The organism is Nitrospira sp., assembly GCA_030653545.1.
GTDB lineage: Bacteria > Nitrospirota > Nitrospiria > Nitrospirales > Nitrospiraceae > Nitrospira_D.
In genome coordinates this window covers 46,889-68,722 of record JAURZE010000024.1, presented here as the reverse complement: position 1 = coordinate 68,722, position 21,834 = coordinate 46,889, and the positions used below count along the sequence as shown (strand labels likewise).

The 21,834-nt window shown below is 59.3% G+C and carries 23 protein-coding genes; 12 read left to right on the top strand and 11 right to left on the bottom strand.

The features are described from left to right. Positions 1-10 precede the first annotated feature (10 nt). Both Q7U39_10445 and gap read right to left on the bottom strand, forming a co-directional pair. Positions 11-1,210, bottom strand: coding sequence for a phosphoglycerate kinase (locus Q7U39_10445; protein ID MDO9118369.1), 1,200 nt, complete (start codon positions 1,208-1,210; stop codon positions 11-13). Positions 1,211-1,285: 75 nt separating this feature from the next. Next, positions 1,286-2,299 (bottom strand): type I glyceraldehyde-3-phosphate dehydrogenase, encoded by a 1,014-nt coding sequence (gap, locus tag Q7U39_10440; protein MDO9118368.1) that lies wholly within the window; start codon positions 2,297-2,299, stop codon positions 1,286-1,288. Between the two features lie 261 nt (positions 2,300-2,560). Between gap and Q7U39_10435 the strand changes: the two genes are divergently transcribed. Further along, positions 2,561-4,975 carry an endonuclease MutS2 gene (locus Q7U39_10435; GenBank protein MDO9118367.1) on the top strand — a complete coding sequence of 805 codons (2,415 nt, stop codon included), beginning with the start codon at positions 2,561-2,563 and terminating at the stop codon, positions 4,973-4,975. 27 nt (positions 4,976-5,002) lie between these two features. On the opposite strand, the gene Q7U39_10430 is transcribed toward Q7U39_10435, so the two are convergent. The 4 genes from Q7U39_10430 to Q7U39_10415 form a co-directional block, all read right to left on the bottom strand. After that, positions 5,003-5,686 (bottom strand): hypothetical protein, encoded by a 684-nt coding sequence (locus Q7U39_10430; GenBank protein MDO9118366.1) that lies wholly within the window; start codon positions 5,684-5,686, stop codon positions 5,003-5,005. Between the two features lie 221 nt (positions 5,687-5,907). Further along, the gene (locus Q7U39_10425) at positions 5,908-7,251 is read right to left on the bottom strand and encodes a sigma-54 dependent transcriptional regulator (GenBank protein ID MDO9118365.1); all 1,344 of its coding nucleotides are present in this window, start codon (positions 7,249-7,251) and stop codon (positions 5,908-5,910) included. Between the two features lie 103 nt (positions 7,252-7,354). Further along, the gene (gene queG, locus Q7U39_10420; GenBank protein MDO9118364.1) at positions 7,355-8,311 is read right to left on the bottom strand and encodes a tRNA epoxyqueuosine(34) reductase QueG; all 957 of its coding nucleotides are present in this window, start codon (positions 8,309-8,311) and stop codon (positions 7,355-7,357) included. A gap of 4 nt (positions 8,312-8,315) precedes the next feature. Continuing rightward, entirely contained in the window at positions 8,316-8,690 is a 375-nt protein-coding gene (locus Q7U39_10415; protein ID MDO9118363.1) for a hypothetical protein, read from the bottom strand. A gap of 84 nt (positions 8,691-8,774) precedes the next feature. Between Q7U39_10415 and Q7U39_10410 the strand changes: the two genes are divergently transcribed. After that, on the top strand, positions 8,775-9,332 hold the full coding sequence (locus tag Q7U39_10410) for a hypothetical protein (protein MDO9118362.1): 558 nt from the start codon (positions 8,775-8,777) through the stop codon (positions 9,330-9,332). Here Q7U39_10410 and thiI read toward each other — a convergent pair. The 3 genes from thiI to coaE form a co-directional block, all read right to left on the bottom strand. Next, positions 9,316-10,494, bottom strand: a complete 1,179-nt coding sequence (thiI, locus tag Q7U39_10405; GenBank protein ID MDO9118361.1) for a tRNA uracil 4-sulfurtransferase ThiI — start codon at positions 10,492-10,494, stop codon at positions 9,316-9,318. The genes Q7U39_10410 and thiI overlap by 17 nt on opposite strands. 141 nt (positions 10,495-10,635) lie before the next feature. Next, positions 10,636-11,562 carry a thioredoxin-disulfide reductase gene (gene trxB, locus Q7U39_10400; protein MDO9118360.1) on the bottom strand — a complete coding sequence of 309 codons (927 nt, stop codon included), beginning with the start codon at positions 11,560-11,562 and terminating at the stop codon, positions 10,636-10,638. Positions 11,563-11,612: 50 nt separating this feature from the next. Then, positions 11,613-12,215: a dephospho-CoA kinase gene (coaE, locus tag Q7U39_10395; protein ID MDO9118359.1), complete on the bottom strand. Its 603-nt coding sequence runs from the start codon at positions 12,213-12,215 to the stop codon at positions 11,613-11,615. Positions 12,216-12,298: 83 nt separating this feature from the next. On the opposite strand from coaE, the gene Q7U39_10390 reads away from it, so the two are divergent. The 7 genes from Q7U39_10390 to Q7U39_10360 all read left to right on the top strand — a co-directional run bounded on the left by Q7U39_10390 (position 12,299) and on the right by Q7U39_10360 (position 16,440). Then, the gene (locus Q7U39_10390; GenBank protein MDO9118358.1) at positions 12,299-13,321 is read left to right on the top strand and encodes a pectinesterase family protein; all 1,023 of its coding nucleotides are present in this window, start codon (positions 12,299-12,301) and stop codon (positions 13,319-13,321) included. A gap of 145 nt (positions 13,322-13,466) precedes the next feature. Continuing rightward, the gene (locus Q7U39_10385) at positions 13,467-13,652 is read left to right on the top strand and encodes a hypothetical protein (GenBank protein ID MDO9118357.1); all 186 of its coding nucleotides are present in this window, start codon (positions 13,467-13,469) and stop codon (positions 13,650-13,652) included. A 190-nt stretch (positions 13,653-13,842) separates the two neighbouring features. Then, positions 13,843-14,361 carry a heme-binding protein gene (locus tag Q7U39_10380; GenBank protein ID MDO9118356.1) on the top strand — a complete coding sequence of 173 codons (519 nt, stop codon included), beginning with the start codon at positions 13,843-13,845 and terminating at the stop codon, positions 14,359-14,361. Continuing rightward, positions 14,361-14,813, top strand: coding sequence for a hypothetical protein (locus tag Q7U39_10375; protein MDO9118355.1), 453 nt, complete (start codon positions 14,361-14,363; stop codon positions 14,811-14,813). The genes Q7U39_10380 and Q7U39_10375 overlap by 1 nt, the downstream gene beginning before the upstream one ends. A gap of 60 nt (positions 14,814-14,873) precedes the next feature. Beyond that, on the top strand, positions 14,874-15,083 hold the full coding sequence (locus Q7U39_10370) for a DUF3565 domain-containing protein (protein MDO9118354.1): 210 nt from the start codon (positions 14,874-14,876) through the stop codon (positions 15,081-15,083). Between the two features lie 142 nt (positions 15,084-15,225). Continuing rightward, positions 15,226-15,828 carry a methyl-accepting chemotaxis protein gene (locus Q7U39_10365; GenBank protein MDO9118353.1) on the top strand — a complete coding sequence of 201 codons (603 nt, stop codon included), beginning with the start codon at positions 15,226-15,228 and terminating at the stop codon, positions 15,826-15,828. Positions 15,829-15,831: 3 nt separating this feature from the next. Further along, positions 15,832-16,440 carry a prepilin-type N-terminal cleavage/methylation domain-containing protein gene (locus Q7U39_10360; protein ID MDO9118352.1) on the top strand — a complete coding sequence of 203 codons (609 nt, stop codon included), beginning with the start codon at positions 15,832-15,834 and terminating at the stop codon, positions 16,438-16,440. Between the two features lie 6 nt (positions 16,441-16,446). Here Q7U39_10360 and Q7U39_10355 read toward each other — a convergent pair whose 3' ends face one another. Next, entirely contained in the window at positions 16,447-17,571 is a 1,125-nt protein-coding gene (locus tag Q7U39_10355) for a dipeptide epimerase (GenBank protein MDO9118351.1), read from the bottom strand. 168 nt (positions 17,572-17,739) lie between these two features. Here Q7U39_10355 and Q7U39_10350 point away from each other — a divergent pair, with 168 nt between their 5' ends. The 3 genes from Q7U39_10350 to Q7U39_10340 are packed head-to-tail and all read left to right on the top strand — an operon-like array spanning position 17,740 to position 21,101. Next, positions 17,740-20,529: a YdbH domain-containing protein gene (locus tag Q7U39_10350; protein ID MDO9118350.1), complete on the top strand. Its 2,790-nt coding sequence runs from the start codon at positions 17,740-17,742 to the stop codon at positions 20,527-20,529. A gap of 17 nt (positions 20,530-20,546) precedes the next feature. Then, positions 20,547-20,744 (top strand): YnbE family lipoprotein, encoded by a 198-nt coding sequence (locus Q7U39_10345; protein ID MDO9118349.1) that lies wholly within the window; start codon positions 20,547-20,549, stop codon positions 20,742-20,744. A 21-nt stretch (positions 20,745-20,765) separates the two neighbouring features. Next, on the top strand, positions 20,766-21,101 hold the full coding sequence (locus Q7U39_10340) for a YdbL family protein (protein ID MDO9118348.1): 336 nt from the start codon (positions 20,766-20,768) through the stop codon (positions 21,099-21,101). A gap of 4 nt (positions 21,102-21,105) precedes the next feature. Here Q7U39_10340 and Q7U39_10335 read toward each other — a convergent pair whose 3' ends face one another. Continuing rightward, positions 21,106-21,750, bottom strand: a complete 645-nt coding sequence (locus Q7U39_10335; protein MDO9118347.1) for a molybdopterin-dependent oxidoreductase — start codon at positions 21,748-21,750, stop codon at positions 21,106-21,108. Positions 21,751-21,834 lie beyond the last annotated feature (84 nt).

Here is a 21,834-nt window from a genome sequence, read left to right as displayed (position 1 = left end):
GCTCAAATGTCTAGAGGGCTCGGTCCGGGAGGGCGACCAATCCGGGCAGTTGCTTGCCTTCCAGAAGTTCGAGTGCCGCGCCTCCGCCGGTTGAAATGAAGGAGATGCTGTCCGATTCCCCTGCCCGGTGAATGGCCATGGCGGTTTCACCGCCTCCGACGATCGTCAACGCATAGGCATTACCCACGGCATGGGCGATGGACAGCGTTCCGCGGGCGAAGGCATCGATTTCGAACATTCCCATGGGACCGTTCCACAAAATCGTTTTGGCATCCTGCAGGGCCTCGCTGAACAACTTCACGGACGCCGGCCCGATATCCAAGCCATACCAGCCTTTGGGAATTTCCTGCACGGGAACAATCTTCGTTTCAGCCCCCGGCTCACGGCTGGCGGCGACGACGCAATCGACAGGGAGATAGAATTTCACGCCCCGTGAGAGGGCATGCTCCTCAATACCTCGCGCAAAATCGAGCATGTCTTTTTCAACGAGGGAGTTGCCGATTTCCAGGCCCTTGGCTTTCAGGAAGGTGAAAGCCATACCGCCGCCGATGATGACCTTGTCGACACGCTTCCCCAGGTTTTCGATGACCCCGATTTTTCCGGACACCTTGGCGCCGCCGAGAATGGCGACGAACGGGCGCACCGGATTTTCCACGGCGCCTTCCAGGTATTCGATTTCTTTCTTCAGGAGCGCGCCCGCGGCCGAAGCCTTGATGAATTTGGTGATCCCGACGGTTGAGGCGTGCGCCCGGTGCGCGGCGCCAAATGCATCATTCACAAAGACGTCGCCGAGTGACGCGAGCGCCTTTGCGAAGGCGTCATCGTTCTTTTCCTCGCCCGGATGAAAACGAAGATTCTCCAGCAGCATCACATCGCCAGGATTCATTTTCGCGACCAGCTTCTCGACGGCGGGCCCAATACAATCCGGCGCGAAGATCACTTCTTTGCCGAGCAACCGGCTCAGCCGCTTTGCTACCGGGGCCAAGCTGTACTTCGGGTCAAACGCTCCCTTCGGGCGTCCCAGGTGAGAGCAAAGGATGACTTTGGCGCCTTCGTCGACGACACGGTTGATGGTCGGCAGGGTTGAACGGATGCGGGTGTCGTCGGTGATTTGGAGCGACTCGTCGAGGGGAACGTTGAAGTCCGCGCGGATGATCACGCGTTTCCCTCGAAGCTTGACGTCATCGATTGTTTGCTTGCGCAAATTCATGAGAGCTCCTTTACAGGCCTCCGCAGCAGGTCGCGTTCAGACGTGCATCCCGCGTGAATGCCGATCGCCCGTTGGCTACTTTCCTTTGGCCCGCTCCGCGGTGAGCTTGATCAGGTCCCGCACGCGGCAGGAGTAGCCCCACTCGTTGTCGTACCAGGCGGTGACTTTGACCATGCGCTTATCGATCACATTGGTAAGCGGAGCGTCGAGGGTCGCTGAATGCGGGTCGCCTTTTTTGTCGATCGAGACGATCGGATCTTCCGAATAGAGCAAGATGTTCTTCAGCGGGCCGTCGGCGGCTTTCTTGAAGGCCGCGTTCACTTCCGCGATGGTGCAATCTTTCTCGGTTTCCACTGTGAGATCGACCAGGGAGACGTTCGGGGTTGGGACGCGAATGGCTAGCCCATCCAATTTGCCTTTCAACTGGGGGATCACCAGATGGAGCGCCTTGGCTGCGCCGGTGCTGGTCGGAATCATCGACATGCCGGCCGCGCGTGCGCGCCGCAGGTCCTTGTGCGGAAGATCGAGCAATTGCTGATCGTTGGTATAGGAGTGGATGGTCGTCATGACGCCGTGCTTGATGCCGAAATTTTCCAACAACACTTTGGCGACCGGCGCGAGGCAGTTCGTGGTGCAGGAGGCATTCGAAATAATGTGATGCGTCTTCGGGTCGAAGGTGCTGTCGTTCACGCCGAGCACGATCGTCACATCCGGATCCGTTGCGGGCGCCGAGATGATGACTTGTTTGGCTCCGGCCGCCAAATGCTTGCCCGCGCCTTCGCGGTCGGTGAAACGCCCCGTCGATTCGATGACCACGTCGACGTTGAGCTCTTTCCAGGGGAGTTCCTTCGGGTCCTTGATGGCCAGCACCTTGATCGGCTTGCCATCGACGATAATCTGATCCCCTTTGGCTTCCACACTGACGCCGAGCGTGCCATGTACAGAGTCGTATTTCAAAAGATAGGCGAGCGTTTTCGCATCCGTGAGGTCGTTGATGGCGACAAATTCCAGAGCCGGGTCTCCCAGGGAAGCCCGCAATACGTTTCGTCCGATACGCCCAAATCCATTGATTCCTACGCGAATAGCCATGTCGTCATGTCCTTTACTGAATAGCAAACCGGTCGCAGATCACCGGCAATCGTGTTCGCGATAGTATCGGCGGTCCGAACCCTTGTCAAGCTATACGAAGGTAGGAATACGTGAAGAAACCCCAGTATTTGAGGCCTTTTCCCCAACGGTGGCCTCAGTAGAAACAAGGGGGGCAGTGTGGCGCAAGGCGGGTTGCTTCTCCGGATCCCTCTTCGCTAGAGTTCCCGCTGGAAAGAGTGATGTTTGGGAGGTGAGGTACGGATGGCGGATACGCTGTCGGAGAAAGCCGCGCAGGCATTGGAGTGGCCGAAGGTCCTTGAGTGCCTGGCACGAGGAGCTCAATCTGCGCTGGGGGCTGCACGTTGTCGGGCGATGGCTCTGGGCAATGATCTAGAGGGTCTTGTCAGGCGTCAGCAGGAGACGACGGAGTGGTTGCGGCTTAGCGATGGGAGTGATCCGGCCCCGGTGCTGTCGTTTCCGGATACGCGCGAGCTCGTCGAACGGGCCAGCAAGGGGGGCGTGCTTGAGGCGCTGGAGTTGCGGGACTGCGGACTCGTGTTGACGCGGATGGACGAGGTCGCGCGCTTTTGCGCTCGCCATGCACACGAGGTCCCTATGGTGGTGGCTTTGGCAGAGGGCCTCCAGTCGACTCGCGAGCTTCAGCAGATAACGCGGGCGCTCGACGCCGCGATTCAGCCCGATGGGGCGATCAAAGAATCGGCCACGCCGGAGTTGCGGCGCCTTACCCATGCCGCGCAGGAACTGAAACAGCGTATGCGCGAGCAGTTGGATCGGATACTGCACTCCAGTCGATACGAGGACGTTCTGCAGGAAACGTATTTCGCTCAGCGGGAAGGCCGTTATGTGCTGCCGGTGAAGGCGGACATGCGAGGGCGTATGCCGGGGATTGTGCACGATGTGTCGGCCAGCGGCGCGACGGTATTTCTTGAGCCGCGCGAGCTGGTGGAGTTGAACAACTCGATCAAAGTTGCCGATCTGGAGATCGAGCGGGAAGTGCGGCGCATCCTGCGCGAGCTCACGCTTCTGGTGGCCGGGCAGGCGGAGGCGTTGCAGGCCGGGGTCGAAGGACTGGCGGAGCTTGATGCGGTGCAGGCGAAGGCGGCGTTCAGCCGGCGGCTCAAGGCCAATCCCGTCCTGTTGAATGAGCAGGGGCGGGTCCTGCTGAAACAGGCCCGTCATCCGCTGTTGATCCTGGCAAAAGATGACGTTGTGGCGAACGATATTCTGCTCGATGAGTCCATCCGCGTCCTGGTTATTTCCGGTCCTAATACCGGCGGCAAGACGGTCACGCTGAAGATTGTCGGTTTGTTTTCGCTGATGGTGCGGGCGGGGTTGCATCTCCCCTGTGCGCCCGAGTCGGAGATGGCCATCTTCCCAGCGCTCTATGCCGACATCGGGGATGCACAGGATTTGAGCCGTGACCTTTCGAGTTTCTCCGCCCACATGTCGCAGATGGTGCAATTGCTCGCAGAGTCGGCACGGTCGCTGAGCAGCGGGGCGGATACCGGACAGTCGCTGGTCTTACTCGACGAACCGGTGACGTCGACCGATCCGCAGGAAGGGGCGGCGCTGGCAGAAGCCCTGTTGTGCCACCTCGCATCGCTGAATATGAAAGTCGTGGTGACGACTCACTACGGACCGTTGAAAGAACTGGCCCAAACGATGCCGGGATTTGCCAATGCCAGTGTTGAGTTTGATGTGACTCGCTTGGCGCCGACCTACCGCTTGTTTCTCGGTGTGCCCGGAGGCTCGTCGGCATTGGAGATCGCCGGTCGTCTTGGGATGGATGGAAAGATTTTGGACGATGCGCGTCAGCGCTTGCCCAAGGATGACCGACGGTTGGAAGACCTCATGGTCGATCTCCAGCAGAAACAGCGGCAGTTGGCCGACGATGTGGAACGGGCGGCGCAGGCGAGGGCCGAGGCCGAGCGCGCCGCCGTTGAAGCGAAGGCGTTGCAGGCACGCTTGGAAGAGGCGGAACTGGAAGCGCGGAAGGGGTTGAAGAAGAAACTGGGCGAGCAGTTTCAGCGGGCGCGGGCGGAGGTGCAGGCGACCGTCGATGCCCTCAAGCGCGAGCAGAAGCTGATCAAGGCCAAGGAGACCTCCCAGCGTCTCAGTGAATTGGAAATCCAGACCAAACACGAACTGGTTCCTGTCGGCGCACCGATTCCGGTCGAACAGCTCCGGATCGGCGACCAGGTGGAAATTGCCGGGTTGGGCTTGACCGGCAGTCTACTCGAAGCTCCGCAGGGGAAGAAACGCGTTCGGGTGAAAGTGGGCGAAGGTGAAGTCCTGGCCACCGTGGCGAATCTCATTGGCGTCGCATCCGGAGCGGCTGCGCCAGCTTCCGCGGCCCCCTCGTCGGCATCTAGTCCGCGACGGTTTTCAACCGGCGGCGGGCTGGGTCTCGACGAACAGACGGTGGTCGATGTGCGCGGGCAGGCGGCTGATGAGGCGCTTGATCACGTCATTGCCGCGCTGGATCGGGCGACGCTTGAGGGCGCGCCGTTTCTGCGCATCATTCATGGACATGGGACAGGACGTTTGAAATCCGCATTACGTAAGTATCTGTCGGAGTCGCCCTATGTTGCAGGGTTCCGTCCCGGTGATCGGGCTGAAGGGGGAGACGGGGTGTCGATTGCGACGCTTCGGTAGAGAGACGGGTAAAATTAAGAATCACGCTTAGGGCTTGGGTGGTTCGCCAGTGAGTTCTTGAAACGCTTGGGTGACAGAACTAACGGGCGTGACCTGTACGAGCTCACGCGCCGGTTGGTCGCGCTCGACGAGCGACTGTTCTTTTGATACGACGACCCGCCGCAACCGTGCACGTCCTGGCGCGGGCACCTGTAGGGGAGCAGACCCCACTGGTCCAATCTTTCCTTCTTGAGTAATCCTGCCTGTCACGAGGAGTCCCGGGTCGATCGTGCGTCCTGTTGCCATTGCGGCAACACTTAGCCCTACCATTCCAGACAAGTGCCCACCGGAGACCACAATATCCGAATAGGGAACGGTCAGCACCACCGTCCAGGAATCAGTCGAGAGTTTCAACGAGTGGGCGGTGCGGCGAATGGCCTCTTCGATGGAGGCCTGGGCTGAACGAGAAAAGCGTCCCGGCTCGGTATTAAATCGGATGGCTAATCCCGCCGCGTCCGACCGCCGGTCGAATGTGATGTGCACATACCCTACTGTCCCTCGTGCGCTTGCTTCCCCCACTTGACTTAAGACTGGAATCATCTGTTCGCGTGGGGCGGCGGTAGCGGAAGTCGCGGAGACCGTGCCGATGAACGAGATGATCAGGAGGAGTATTGGGATCATTGCATGACACGCAAGGAGATTAATCTTGGGCTGACGTCGATTCTTGAACATATGACGCCTTTTCTGAGTCTGCGGTGGGTCGGATGGCGTGTCTTATTTATCGGTGCTCCTGCCTGAGGCTTGAGCCCTGTGAAAAGCCGGACAGTATTGAGTCTGACCCGTCAGTACTCAGTCGCAGTGAGCAGGCAGGATTTCGGAGGATATGGCCGTTCTCTGAGACAGGTACTCAAAGGTTGCGGCGTGTCGCGTGCGGCGGTGGTAGTGGGCGGGAATCAGGACATGTGGTGCTTAGCCATACGGTAGCGTAGGGTATTTCGTGTGATTTTGAGAAGGCGGCTCGCTTCTGAGACATTTCCGCCTGATTTGCTGAGGGCTTCCTCCAGCAGCTTCTTCTCCATGTCTTGAAACGACAGACCGAAGGCGAGCAGAGAGGGCTTGAGTTCGGCGTTCGGCTGCTCGAGCGCTTTGCCGGTTTTGACGGAGGCCGGGAGGTGCTGGGGTTCGATATGATTGGCCTTGCAGGTAATCGTAAGCCACTCGACCACGTTGTGAAGCTCCCTGACGTTGCCCGGCCAATGATGACGCCGGAGGACGGTTGACGCCTCCGGGCTGATGCCGGTGATGCGACAGCCGTGGTCGCGGCGCGCTTGGGCCAGAAAGTAATGCAGGATCGGCTCGATGTCCTCCAGCCGTTCGCGTAGCGGAGGAATGCGGAGCTGATACACATTGAGCCGATAGTAGAGATCGAGACGGAATCGCCCGGTCTTGATATGAGCCGGGAGGTCTTCGTTGGTCGCGGCGATGATTCGGATGTTTACCCTGTGGCTGTGCGTATCGCCGAGCGGATCGACCGTGTGATCTTCGAGGACCCGCAGTAGTTTGGCCTGAGCCGCGGCGCTCATCTCCCCGATTTCGTCGAGGAACAACGTGCCGCCTTCGGCGAGTTGGAACCGTCCGGGCTTCGTGTGTTTGGCGTCGGTGAAGGCGCCCTGGTGATAGCCGAAGAGTTCCGATTCGAGCAGATGTTCGGGAATGCCGGCACAGTTCAGCGCGATGAGCGGGCCGAGCGCTCGTGGACTGGCATAGTGAATGGCCTGGGCGAAGAGTTCCTTGCCCGTGCCGCTCTCCCCGGTGATCAGGACGGTGGCGTCAGTCAGCGCCACTTCACGGGCCAATTGTTTGACGAGCTGCATCTGCGGGGACCGGCTGATGATGAGGTCGAAGCGGTCCGCCGGCCGCTTGGCGGTGAGCGGCGGGCTCGATAGAGACAGTGCGCGGCGAACGGCAGCATCAAGGTCGGCTACCGTGATAGGCGCGGTCAGATAGTCAGCGGCGCCGGCGCGCATGGCATCGACCGCGTCTCGTGCCGAATCACGCGGTCCGATCAGAATGACGGGTGGAGAACCTGGATGCAGGATGGTCTGGTGCAGTAGGGGTTTGCCGGTTTCTGGGCTGCCTTCGCACAGAATGAGTGCGAGGTTCTGACGGTGGAGTTCTCGTAGGCCCGCTGCCACATCGGATACGTTGAGCAGAGTGGTATGGGAGGGGACGACCTGCTCAAGGGCACGCCGGATGTGAGGATCACGTGAAATCAGAAGGACTGTCGTAGGGTTCATTCGGAGGGCTCCTTGGTTAGGACTCCTGGCGAACCACCGATCGACTAGAAATAGCCTACTCCTCATTGTGGCCGAATGAAAGAGGGGGAGGGGGGGGCCGAACTCAGGGAGAAGGCGGCTGGTTTGCTCTGGCGATGGCTACATTTCGTTGGAGTCCGACCAGTTTTGCCCGGCGGATGGGGCTGTGTTGAAAGGATGAACGAAAGGTCGCCTCATCCATATGGGCCAGTTTTTCCAGAGAGGGCGCTTGTGTGAGCGGTGAGGGCTGAAAAGCCGGTTCCCGCGTGAAGCCCGCCCGCAGATTGAACGGACAGACATCAAGGCAATCGTCACAGCCGAAAATATGATTGGCGAATTGCCGCTGCAGGTCGGTCGGGATCGTGGCGGCTTCTCCGCGATGTTCGATCGTTAGATAGGAGAGGCAGCGGTTGGCATCGACGACATACGGATCTGTGATGGCCTGGGTAGGACAGGCCTGCATGCAGAGGGTGCAACTCCCGCAGAGGTCCGTTGCCGGTTCGTCGGCCTCCAATTCCAGGGTCGTGAGAATTTCTCCCAGAAGCAGCCAGGATCCATGGTCCGGGGATACGAGATTGGAATGTTTGCCGATCCAGCCCAGCCCTGCTTGTTCGGCCCAGGCCTTTTCCATGATCGGCCCGGTATCGACGTAGGACCGGGTGATCGCTTGAGGGGCCAATGTGGCGATTCGTGCTTCCAGCTGTTTGAGTTTCGCGCCGAGTACGTCGTGATAGTCCCGCCCCCAGGCATAGCGGGCGATGCGGCCATATCCCGGCTGTTCGTCGGCCCGTTCGTCGGTCAGGTAATTCATTCCAACGCAAATGATGGAGCGACAGCCAGGTAAGACGATGCGCGGGTCAGCCCGTTTCTCCGGCGCTCGCTCCATCCAGGCCATGGTGGCGTGGTAGCCGCGCCGGAGCCACTGGGTCAGCCGTGTGGCGAGCGTTGTTTGCGGGGAGCAGGGGGTGTCGACGCGGGCGATCCCGACGGCGTCGAATCCGAGCGCGAGGGCTTCTTGTTTGATCGCCCGAGTGAGGGGCATAGGATTACTGTTGGGGCGAACAATCGTAGCGGACGCTGAACTGGGCGGAACAATGACCGGACTGGCAGCGATTGCAGGCTCCGGTGATCTTGGTCTTCCAGTCGGTCTGTTTGTCATCGAATCGGCATAACAGTCGGCCGCCGGTTGAGATGGTCGTCCAGGGTTTGGAGGAGCCTGGGGCCTGGGCCACCCGGCAGCCCGGGGGAAACGGCACAGTGCAACTGTGGGAGGGCTCACCTTTTCCCATGCCGAAGCTGCAGGACTGTTCGGTGGTCGCGGTCGATTCCTGCATCAGCTGGGCAGAGGCGGTATCGGCCAGGGGAAACTGAAGCCCGGTCGTCACGAACAAACACAGCAGAATTGAGTACGCACGATGCATGATGCATCCTAGCACAGAGTGATTTGCCCCGGTCAATTGAGATTCCTGCTCGCGGGCCCTGGGAGGGGCCGGTATAATCGCGCCATGGTCAAACGACTGCTTTCGTATCTCGCCGTGATAGGTGTCTTGAGCCCGATCTGGTGCTGGCCCGGTGATCCTGTCTCGCTTGAGGTGAAGGTGCAGGCCACCGGCGGGGTAAAGGCGACAGCCACGGTGCTTTTTCCGGTCGAACCGGGGATCATACAGCAGCTCTTGACTGACTATGCCCACTGGCCAAACCTTTTTGACACGCGGATGCGGATGGCGGAGATTCGTGAGCAGCCAGGCAGCGTGTTTACCGATATCCGGATCGAACATGCCCTGCTCCCCGGCGAGCGGCGTCTGCTGAGCGAGTCCCGGACGCTGGTGACCGGTGGGCTGTTGACCGAACTGAAGGGCGGAGATTTCAAGCAATATCGCCGCGTGTGGACCTTGTCTCCGGCAGAAGGCGGGACACACACGAAGGCGGAATTCGAGTTGCTGGTCGAGATTGAGACGTTTGTGCCCGATTGGGTCATTGCCGTCGCGATGCGCCAGGAGCTGGAAACGCATTTTCGGATTGTCAAAGAGAAGGCGTTGGTCCGGGCTACGCAGGGAAGATGAATTCCGACAGCTCGGCTTTCTCGACTCCCTGTTTCACCAGACGGGGGATATCCAGCGCGCGTTCGATGGTGAGGAGTTCCTCAAGGCGTGTCTTGGTGCTGGGGTGCGGCGGGGTGAACAGTTTGCAGCAGTCCTGATCCGGTTCGATGGATGTCTCGTACGTGCCAATCCGTTTCGCATCGTCCGTAATTTCCAGTTTGTCCATGCCGATGAGCGGCCGGAGGATCGGCAACCCTGCCGCCTCTTCGACTACCGAAATGTTCTCAGGGGTCTGAGACGCCACCTGGCCTAAGCTGTCTCCGGTGACGAGGCCCCAACACTGTTCCCGCCTCGCGAGTTCCTCCGCAATCCGGAGCATCATGCGGCGATAGAGCACCACGCGAAACGGCGCCGGGGTGTTCAGGACGATCTCGCGTTGAATTTCTCCGAAAGGAATCACGTAGAGCCGGGACTTGTGCAGGTAGGCGGTGAGCGTCTGCACGAGATCGCGGACCTTATCTTCCGAGTCGCGACTGACGAGTGGCCGGCCCGAGAAGTGAACGAAGAGAGCGCGGCAGCCGCGTTTGATCATGCGGTAGGACGCGACCGGCGAGTCAATCCCGCCGGAGATGAGGCAGGCGACTTTGCCGCTCACTCCCACCGGCATGCCTCCGGGGCCCGGGGTCTTTTCGATTGCGAAATAGACATCCCGGGAAAGCATCTCAAGATAGACGGTGATGTCGGGGTCTCTGAGGCTGACGGCTTTGCCCGTCCGTTCGTGGATGGCAGCGCCGACGATGCGTTCCGCGTCCATTGACGTCAACGGCAGGCGCTTATCGGCGCGCTTCGCCGTCACGCGGAAGGTTGAATAGGATTTCGTTCGAAGCTCGTCAATGATGGCCGCGCTGAGAGCCTCGAAGTTGGGGTGCGCCAGATCGAGCGGGACGGAGTCGGCCAGTGAAAAGTTCGCAATGCCGCAGACGCGGGACAGCCGCTGGCGAATGATGTCACGGTTGGCTTCTGACGGAAGGATCACCCGGATGCGGCTGCGAAGATTTTCGACCTGCCTGACCCCAAGATCGCTGAGGGCCAACTGGATGTTGCGAACCAGGAGATCCTCGAAGTAGTCGCGATTGCGACCTTTGAGGGCAAGTTCGTGGTAGTGGACGATGGCGCAGCGCATGGTGTTAGTGGGATGCTGAAAACAGCCGCCAACTTCGTTCTCGGCTTGCCAACATCCTCAACGTACCCCAGAGGGTACGCCTCCGGTGTTTGTCTCGCCTGCGGCCTTGTTGGACGACTGTTTTCAGCATCCCCAGGAAGTTCAGAGGTTATGGCCAGGTGTTTCTAGAAAACGTTCCGCGTCGATGGCGGCCATGCAGCCGGAGCCTGCGGCGGTGACGGCTTGGCGATAGGTCGAGTCCTGCACGTCGCCGGCGGCGAAGACGCCCGGGACATTCGTAGCCGTGCCGGTGTGCGTCCGGATATACCCCTTTTCGTCCATGTCGATCTGCCCTGCAAAGAGCGCGGTGTTGGGTCGATGGCCAATGGCGACAAAGACGCCGGCACAAGGAACATCAGTGATTTTTCCGGTTACCACGTTCTTGAGCCGCGCGCCGGTGACGATTTCCGAGCCCAGGATGTCTTCGACAACCGTGTTCCAGATGAAACTGATCTTCTCATTATGCAGAGCCCGGTCTTGCATGATCTTTGAGGCGCGCAGTTTGTCCCGCCGATGGACGATCGAAACGTTCGTGGCGAATTTGGTCAGGAAGTTTGCTTCCTCCAGTGCACTGTCGCCCCCGCCGACGACGATGAGTTCCTTTCCCTTGAAGAAAAAGCCATCGCAAGTCGCGCAAGTGGAGACGCCGTGGCCGGTCAGTCTTGATTCGTTTTTGAGGCCGATCGGAATGGCCGAGGCGCCGGTCGCAATGATGACCGTCTGGGTTTGGACGGTTCGTTCCCCATCGATGGTCAAGGTGAACGGCCGTTGTGCGAGGTCCACGGCTGTGACATCGCCGGTGAGAAACTCGGTGCCGAACCGCTCGGCTTGCGCCCGGGTTTCTTTCATCAACTCCGGGCCCATGATGCCTTTGGCGAAACCGGGATAGTTCTCAACTTCGGTCGTCGTCGTGAGTTGACCGCCGGATTGCCAGCCCTCGATGAGCAGGGGGGACAGATTGGCGCGCGCCGTATAGATGGCGGCGGTCAATCCGGCCGGTCCTGAACCAATGATGACAACGTTGTGCATGGGAATGGAATCTAACACAGTGAGAAAAGAGAATGCATGGGGAGGGGAAGTCAGGTTGACGTACGTATTGATCGGTACAGCGACCGAACCTGATTTTTGAGTTGTGGAAGCGAAAGAGTTCCATCTAGCACATAGTCGGCGCGGCGGCATTTGTTTGTCAGCGGCATCTGGCTCTTGATCCGTCGAAGGGCTTCGGCGCGGGAGAGGCCGTTGCGCAGTTTGAGGCGAGCGATCTGGGTTTTGCGATCGGCCGTGACGACGATGGTGGTGTCCACGCGCGCGTCGATGCCGGCTTCGAAGAGGAGGGGGACATCGTAGATCACCACGGCATTCGGATCGTTTAGGGCGGCCAGGCGCGTCAGTCGCTGCTGCTCACGCGCGACGCGAGGGTGGACCATGCGCTCCAGTTGGCGCAGCTGGGCAGTATGCCCAAAGACCTTCGCACCCAGGGCCGGGCGATTCAATGTGCGATCAGGGTTCAGGACCGTTTTGCCGAATGTTTTGACGATCTCCCTCCAGGCTGGTTTGCCTGGTTGAACGACTTCCCGCGCCAGCGCATCGGCATCGATGATCACGGCACCGCAGCGCTTGAACATGCCGGCGACCGTACTCTTGCCGGTGGCGATGCCGCCTGTGAGTCCCACTAGGATCATGGCGGCGGAGCTTATCACGGGGGTGCCGACCCCACAAGAAACACGGTTGACAGGCTGCTGTGTGCGCCTGTAAGACCTAACCTATGCGTAATCTGATGTTCGCAATCGGGTGCTTGTTGAGTTTGGCCAGTCCGGCTTGGGCGGAAGAGCCTTCAGTAACGGCTCCTCGAACCATTACCGTCGCGCTCGATGGCACTGGAGACTTCACGTCGATCCAGGAGGCCGTGGATGCCGCGAAGAAAGGCGACACGGTATTCTTAAAGCCTGGCGCCTATGCCCAAGACCTCACCATCCACAGCAAGGACAAGATCAAGCTGATCGGGGCCGGAGTGGACAAGGTCACGATGTTGGGTCGCGAAGACCTTGTGGGGGTGCTGCACGTAGGGAAGTGGCCGTATGGGGCCACCAATATCGAAATCAGTGGGTTGACGATCAATGAGCATGGCGGTCACGCGCTCGGGATTTTTAACGGCAAGGGGATCACGCTGCGCAACCTTCACGTGAAGGGGATGCTCTTCGGGCAGCAGGTGCAGGATGTGCGCATTGAAGACTGTGTAATCGGCGGCAGCGAGACGACGGGCGTGCAATTTTCCGACTCACAAGCTGTCCTGGTCGGCAATGTGATTCATGACAACGACCATGGGGTGAATGTCGCCGGCAAGTCGGACGTGCGATTGGAACGGAATGTCATTTTCCGGAGTCTGTTCGAAGCCGTCGTGGTGAACGACAAGGCGAAGGCCTCGCTGGTCGGCAACACTCTTGTGAAAAACGGAGGCGGAGCAGCCTTTCTCGGTGCGTCCCAGAGCGATGCGTCCGGAAATGTTATCGGCCTGAATAAGGTCGGTTTTCTGGTCGCTCCGTCCAGCCGGGTCACGACCTCGTTCAATGCGCTGTTTAACAGCGAAGGTGACTACATGCGCGCCGGATCTCCGAATACTCCCGCGCCTGATTTGAAACAGGATTCGGACGTTTTAGGGGATCCTCGCTTCGTCGATGCGGAGCACGACGATTTCCGGCTTCGGTCAGATAGCGGGGCTCTTAATAGAGGCCAGTTCCCATTTCTCGGTGCGCTTCCTCCCGTTCAAAAGCTTTCCTCCAAGCGCTAAAGTCGTTGAAACATCACGCGATGGTCTGTGTCCCTGACAGATTGAAACCGTGTGGTATGCTTTCTCTACGGTTCTGCTCTCCCGACCTCACGCCTCTCAAGAAAACCGAGAGTAGGGCCGATAAGCATTTACCAGGAGGTTCCCATTGGCCAGCTTCCGACAGGATTTCGATACCAGATCCGGTGACGGAATCCCTTCTCTGGAAGACATGGAGTCTGGGAAGCTCGTCGGAGCGGTCCTCCCGATGTCCGATAAGGCTCAGACCCAGATGCGTGAGAGTATCGAAGTCATCGATTATCTCCTCAATCAGGAACGTGTCGTTTGGATGTAGTCCTGCGCTTCCTCCGCTCTTCTTTTCCCGTCCGTGGCAGTATTTTCTCCCAATCATTTTCGTGAGCAGTCTTCCGAGGAGATCAAGGCCGTTCCGCGGGATGATACGTGCTTGACAGTCCCCGGCCGCCTTACTACTCTCTTGATTCATTCTCGCTTGCGCTCATTGTTTATACACAAAGGGGTGTCGTATGGATCACATGTTGCTGCGGCGTGCTGCCCTTGTTGGAAGTCTGATGTTCGGGTCTGGCATTGCGGTCGCCCAGGAGATGCCGAAAGAATCAGTCTTGCCCTTGAGCCTGGCTCAACGGGCCACTCAGGCTGCTGTCGATGCCTGCAAGAAAGACGGGTATCGCGTGAGCGCGTCGGTCGTCGATCGCGCGGGCTTGCTGCGCGCGATGGGACGGGCGGATGGAGCTGGTCCTCATACCATTGATAGCAGTCGAAAGAAGGCGTACACCGCAGCGAGTTTGCGTCGTGCGACGAGCGAATTGGCTGATCTCATGAGCCGGACGCCGACGCTACAGGCGTTGCGGGATATGAATGAGCAGATTCTGATGTTGGGCGGCGGATTGCCGATCGAGATCGGTGGAGAGGTGGTTGGTGCGATCGGTGTCGGCGGTGCGCCCGGGACTCATCTTGACGATGCCTGTGCCGAAGCGGGTCTGGATGCCATTGGCGCTGCCCCGAAGATTCCGGCGGCGAAGTAATGCGACTCCTGCGGCGGTATATCCTCGTCGCTGCGATTGGCTTGTTGAGCGCGTGTAATAGCGGTGTGCCGGAACCGGCGTCCACTGAAATCCCAGGGACCGGTCTCCGGCTGACGGTCGTGCGAGTCGCTACCGATCCGTTTCTGTCCCGGCATAATCTGGCCATGACGATCGAGCGCGTGGGTAACTGCACGGAGACGGTAGACCTTTTCCCCGACACCGGCCACACCAGTCGCCGCAATGTGTATGTTACGGCCAAGGCCCAGGTCTATGTCGTCGGACAATTCGATGCCCGTGTGATCGACGTTCGCCAGTGCAGTATTACGCTCTCGGAATTCCGGCACCTCGAGAGAGACGTCATCTTCGTTGGAGCGTTTGATGAGGATGCGGAAGAGCATTGGGGATTTGTGTCGGCCTCAGAACGCCCGGAACGGCCGTTTGAAAAGCGGTAACCCTCGTTCGCCAGCGAACAAGGAATCGCGGGCGGCTGATTGGATGTCTGCTGAGCGCGTATGAATCAACCGATCGTCGGGTACCACCTGGATGAGTATCGCGACTGGGTCGCCGACCTGGCTTGCGGCCATGGGCAGCATGTGCGCCATCAACCGCCATTCTTCTCTCGCCCCTGGGTGCTCACACCGGAAGGCCGGGAGCGCCAGCTTGGCCAGCTACTATTTTGTAAGCGCTGCCAGGAGCCGGACCTGTCTCCCCCGGTCGCATGATTCTTCCTGCCAGCGCCATGGCTGCCTTTCCCCACTCAAATAACTGAATTGCTTGGTGCCGCCACCTTCCGGTGGTAGCCTTCCCGATAATGCCTGGCATCCAGGAGTTGATCTCTGCCAGGCGGTTCGAAGGGAGAGGGCTATGCCTACCGCGACGTTGACGGTGCCGTCCTCGCAGGAACATCGGAAAGGGTTTTTTCTGCATCGCGTGCAACGGGGGTATGCGGCCTGGGTTGGCTTCATGCTCTTTTTGTATTCCACCTTGTTCTTCACGCTGGCCTTTTACGGACCGCATCTTGGGCCGATGATCACGTTGTACGGCGGCGGCTCGCTTGCAGAGCGTCAGGCCGCCGCCAGCGAGATGTTGTTGCTCAGCGAAACTGTGTCGGTGGCCGTGCCGGTCCTGTTTCTTGGGGCCGTCATTTTCAGCCTGGTTCTGACCCGCCGGGTGGCGGGGCCGCTGGTCCAGCTAGACCAGAGTATCCAGGAATGGGCGAAGGGGAATCTGAGCCGGCGCTTGCAGTTTAGGCAGTCCGATCGCCTGGATGAGCTGGCATCAACGGCCAACCAGGCGCTGGCCAAGGTCGAACAGGCGTTTGGAGACATCCATCGCCAGACGGCAGTGATTCAGGCGGCTCTGGCATCGAACCAACTGGAGAGTCCGGAGTCCGTTCAGAAGGTACAGCAGGCAGCAGCGTCCCTTGAAAAGGTCCTCGGCGAGTTTTCGTTTAAGCAGGTCCGCTGATCTATGAAGGCTACGCTTGTATCCCGGAAGGGTTTCACGCTCATCGAGTTGATGGTCGTGGTCACGATCGTCGGGATTCTTGCGTCGGTGGCCATGTTGTCCTACCGCCATTTCACCAAGAAAGCGCAATCAGTCGAAGCAGAAGTCGCGCTGACGGAGATCCATCGGTTGCAGCAGCTTCACCATGTTCAGAGCGGATCCTTCGCCGGCGATTTGGGTGCGATCGGCTTCAATCCCATTCCTCCGCTAAAATTCTATTCAGTCGGAATGCGATTTCTTGGAGGGACCGATGGGATCGCCTATCAGGCCTATGCCTATGCGAAGGGGGATGCGGATGGATCGACGAGACTTGTGTTGACGCAGTATCAGGATGGACATATGACCGTGGATAAGTCGGTGGTGCCTGCAACAGCGGCGTCCTCCGGGGCGGGAGGCGGCAGCGCGGGGTCTCTGCCGGGGTCGGGAGGCTCTGCGGGGTCACAGTCTGGAGACGGAGGAGGATTGGGGGATGACCCGCTGGCCGGTGGGAGTTTGGGATCGAGCTCTTCAGCCAGTAGCGGTCAGCGAACCGTCACACATTCGAACCAATCCATCGGGATGAGCTCAAAATAGAGATGATTACTGGACGGTTTCAACCTTGTGGTTTGGCTGGGCAGCGAGAGCGAGGCCGGGTCCGACCCAGGGCTCAAGGTGAGCCCCTCGATAACCATAGCCCCCTTGCACGGGGTCAGTCGCCAAGAGTAATGGCGTATCGAGATCCAGGATGGCAAAACCCTTCATTCCCAGGACGAGGCTGAACGAGCAGCCCATCGCGATGCGAGTTTCGACCATTCCCCCCACCATCAATTTCAATCCGGCTGCGAGTGTCGTTTCTGCAATGGCGACCGCTTCGACCACGCCCGTCTTCATGATTTTGATATTGATGTAGTCTGCCGCAGCTTGCGCGATCACGGTGCGGGCGTCCGCCAGTGAGCGAACCGACTCATCGGCGGCCACGGGGATACCGGTGTCCCGACGAATTGCCGTCATACTGTCGAGATCGTCCCGCACGACCGGCTGTTCGAGGAGGACCATGGTTCCCCCGAATCGTCGGACACCTCTGGCAAATGCCAGGCACTCCTCACGAGAGAACCCCTGATTCCCATCGCCGATAAATGAAATGCCCGGCAGTGCATGATGTACCGCTTCCAGTCGACGGATATCCTGCTCCACATCATTGCCCACTTTCATTTTGAAGAGGCGAAAGCCTTGTGCATACCAGCCGCTGGCTAAGGCTACAGATTTTTCAAGGGTGGCGATGGGAATGGTGATGTCGGTTTCCCGCGGGCGGATGTCTTGCCCGCCCCAGAGCTGCCACATGGGAACCTGTGTCGATCGGCAGTGCGCATCGATCATAGCCGTCTCAAGCCCACACCGGGCCGCAGGATAAGCGGGAGCGGCCTGTGCCATGTCGGCGGCGTGCAGGGCATAGTGTCCAGCCGATACGCCGATCAACGTTGCGGAGAGCTGGCGGAGAGTGGTCAGGCAGGATTCGCGAGTCTCTCCACCGACCTCCGGGAAGGGCGCAGATTCTCCATAGCCCTGTGTTCCGTCGTGCAGCGTGATACGGACGAAGATGTTTTCCGCGACCACACGGGCCCCGGTCGCGACGACGAATGGGTCGGTGATCGGGATATCGATGGGCCAGAACTCGATCTTGACGATCTGATCGCGGACGATCGTCGTCAACTGCGGCGTGGTCATGATTACTGTCATGGGACGGGATAGTACCGAGAGGGAGATCCTGCTGTCATCAGGAAATACGCGGCATGCGGAGCACGAGGACCCCTTGGCTGGCCTGGCCCTTGACAGGGCAGGGGCCATTGGTCGACAACCCTGAACGCGTCCAAAGAGAGGATGGGCCCTGTCGGCATGCTTCGCTATCGCTATCAACGTATTCTGGTATTGGCGCTCACTGGTCTCCTGAGCGTCTATCTCCTGGCTCCTTTACTGGTGTCTTACGGAGTGACGCAGTGGCTGAGTCGCCAGGGGTATCGGAATGTCATTGTGCAGTTGGGATATCCCGGATGGCAGGAGCTCTCGATTCCTGTCGTGTCGTTTCAACTGGATTTGGGCGATGAAGTCTTGATGGTGTCTGTGACCAACGTTCAGGTCGAGTATCAACTCCCTGATCTCTTGCACGGTCGAGTCTCGCGGGTGGTGCTGCCGTATCTGGCTATTCAGATGCTCAACAATCAGGACCCGTCTTCCACTGGCGTACCCGTCGACGCAACTGTGTTGGAAGAGGGACGCGGATCCCCATGGAATGTGCTCACGGCCGGTGATCTGCTGCGACGAATTCCGGTGTTGCCCTTCGAGGAAGTGGAGCTGAGCCAGGTGACGGTCTTTCGTGAGCAGGCGACAGGTCCGCTTCGCAGAGTGGCGATTCAGGGTGTGATCGAACAGCGGGACGGTGAACTCGGAGGCCGCTTGTCGTTTCAGGGGCGGGAGACGGCGTCGTACATCCTTTCTCTGACAGGTCATTCAGCGACGACGTGGGCGGCGACGTTGGTGTCGCAACGGCCGCAGGCCGCCCCGATTCTTACCTGGCAGTCGACGGCGCAGGCGCGTGACGGGCAGGTGCAGGTCGAGGGAAAACTAGAGGTCAATGTTCGAGAGATGGCTCCGTTCATTGCCTTGGCCGTTCCGATCGGACCGGAGCTGAGCCAAGTGTCAGGGCACGTGTCCGTCGCATGGACGGGCATGGCTCCGTCCAGCGCGGCACTGAGTGCGCTTCGTGACAGTCCTGAATCCATGTTCCAAGGATCGTTTCAGACCACGGTGACGTTGCCGGCGTTGAAAGGCGTGGCCAAGCGGATTGCCGTGTCTTCGTCCGGGAATTTTTCGGGGTCTCCGGCGCGGCTGGGCTGGACGATTGATCCTGGCGTGTTGGGAACGGCGACGGTGAATATGCAGCCTCGCTTTGTGCCGGATGTGGTCAAGTCGTTGCTGCCGCGCGGCGATCAGCCGATTCGTGTCGAACAGCGCCAGCCGCTTCAGGGGGCCCTCTACTGGTCAGAGTCGCCGGTTCGCCTGACGGTGGATGGTCCGGTCCATGTAAGTTATGGGGCGGTGACGGGGCCGCTGGTCGTTGAAGTGGATGCCGTTCATGCGGACCTGATCGGCCAAGACCTCGTATCGGCCGAGGGGGAGTTTCATTTGCGGGGGCTGGTACCGCCCAGCTTGATCGTGGGGGTCTCAGTGCGAGAAGCCCGGGGCGATCTGTGGGGACGCGTGGTGCTTAAGCAGCGCGACGTGAATGGCACCTTGCACGTGCCTTCCGTGATGACGGTGAAGCAGTTTCAACAGGGAGTTGTGGCGATGTCGTCCGCGACCGTCGAAGTGGCTGCGCCGATTCCGGTCCATTGCGCGCTGAAATCCGGGCGATGCACGGCCGGTCCGGGGTCGCTTCGGATCGGGACGCAGGGCATTCGCTCGGCCGGATATGATGTAAAGTTGGCAGAGGGGACCGTGACGCTTGAGAGTGTCGAGTCAGAAGGAAGTTCCTGGACGGCCCAAGGCGGTATCAATCTGGACGGGGTGCGAGTCGAGCCGCTACCAGTGAGGCTTCCGCCGTCTGCGTGGCAGGTAAAGTTTGCAGCGAACCAGGTCGGGTTCAAGGCTGATGTGCGGGGAGATTTTCCTGGGCGAGAGGGCCTTGTCACAGGGACGGTTGCGCAATCGTTTGGAGGGGGGGATGGATCGGCACGACTAGTGCTCGGGCCACTCCAGTTCGATTCAGGAGCGAATAGTTTGCAGAAGTGGGTGTCCGGTCTGCCCGCTTCGTTCGATCTTACGGCAGGTCGGATAACGGCCAGCACGGATGTTGCGTGGACACCCAGTGGATCGAAGGACTCGACATCGGTTGTGCTCCAGCCTGGCAAGATCACGATTCAGGCGGAACAACTGTCCGCCGCGGTCCAGGGGATGGCGGTCCAGGGAATCAACACGACCTTGGATTTTGATCTCCAGGGTTTTGAACGGGTGAGATCGAGTCAGCCGGCGGTGGTGAATGTGGCGGCCATCCAGACGGGGGTGGCGCTGACCAATGTGTCCGTGACAGCCGACCTGCAGTGGTTGTTGTCAGATCTCTGGCCGGTGCTCGATCTCAAGGATTTTCAGGGTAGTCTCTTCGGAGGATCTGTCACGAGTCCCGGTCTTCACCTTGACCCCGCTAAGCCGCCCCACCGACTCGTGTTGTCGTTGCGGCGATTTGATCTGGCGAAGCTCTTGAGTCTTGAACAGCAAAAGGGGTTGCAAGGGACAGGCCTGTTGAACGGGACAATCCCGCTCACGGTGACGGCGAAAGGGGTGAGTGTCAAGGATGGGACGGTGGAAGCAGAAGCGCCAGGCGGGGTGATTCGCTACCAGCCCTCACCGGAGTCCGCCGCCCTCCTGACCGACGCGGATTCGAGTATGAAGCTGGTGTCGCAGGCGCTCAGTAATTTTCAGTACACGGTCCTGAGAGCCGGGGTGCAGTACGCTGAAGACGGGGTGTTGCAGTTGGCGGCGCAATTGGTGGGGAGAAATCCAGACATGAAAAAGAGTCCCCCTATCCATTTCAATGTGACCGTCCAGGAAAATATTCCCGCGCTCTTGCAAAGTCTCCGCCTGGTGCAGGATATTGAAGAATCGCTTCAAGGCAAGATGCAACGACGATGACGAGGCAGGGGGATATCATGAGACGATGTGGGGTAAGACTTGCGATGGGGCTTTGGCTTCTGTGGGGGATGGCCGGCTGCACGCCCCGTGTAGAGGTGGCCGCACCAGAGAAGCCGATTACCATCAATTTGAATGTGAAGATCGATCATGAGATCCGAGTGAAGGTCGATAAGGATCTTGATCAGGTCCTGTCTAACAACAGCGGACTGTTTTAACGATCGGCAAAGGAGATGAGGATGGCCCGCATACGCATGATGGTTGGTGTGGTTCTCGTGGCGCTCTGCGTGGGGATCAGCCTTCCCGCCTGGGCCTTGTCGCTGGAGGAGGCGAAAGCCAAGGGGCAGGTAGGAGAAAAGGCCAACGGGTACTTGGGTGCGGTGACCGGAGGGAACGCCGAAGTGCAGGCGCTGGTCAGCGACATCAATCAGAAGCGGAAGCAGGCCTACGAAGAGATTGCGAGACGCAATGGTACCAGTGTGAATTCCGTCGAGACCCTGGCTGGAGAGAAGGCCATTCAGAATACGAAGCCCGGGAATATGGTTGAGGGGCCCGGCGGCTGGATAAAGAAATAATCAGCTATCCGTAGCGATCGTTCTTCCACGGCAGCGCGGTATTGGAGTAGCCCCGCACTTCCCAGAATCCCTTTTCATCCTTATCTGAAAATGTGATCTCCTTGATCCACTTTGCGCCTTTCCAAGCGTAGCGCTTCGGGACAATGACACGGACCGGGCCCCCATGCTCCTTGGTGAGCGGTTTCTCGTTCCACTTATACGTCAGTAGCACGTCGGCATCGTCGCAGACGTCGATCGGCAGATTCGTGGTGTAGTCATCGTACGATTTGAAGAGGACGAATTTGGCGAGCGACAGCGGTTTCACGACGGAGATGATCTGCCGGAAGCTCACGCCTTCCCAGTCGTTGTCGTACCGGCTCCAGGAGGTGACACAGTGAAAATCCGAACGGTCTTGGATATGGGGCTGTTGGAGAAACTGTTCCCACGTCCAGGTGACCGGAGTCGTGACAAACCCGCCGATGGTCAATGTCCATTCTTGGAGGGGAATGTCCGGTTTGAATCCGAGGTCCAGCACCGGAAAGGTTTCGACGAGATGTTGTCCCGGAGGAAGCCGGTCGTCGCCTTCATAGAAGACCTCACGTTCTTCGCCTCCGCGCCGGGCTTTCGCCCACTGCTCTTTGGATTGTGTTAACCGAGATTCATCGTCCATAGTCTGGCCTCCAGTCGAAGGGTACGGGAATCAGGCCTCTTTTGACAAGTCGCCTCGATTGATCCGCTGTGCTCGACCATCTCA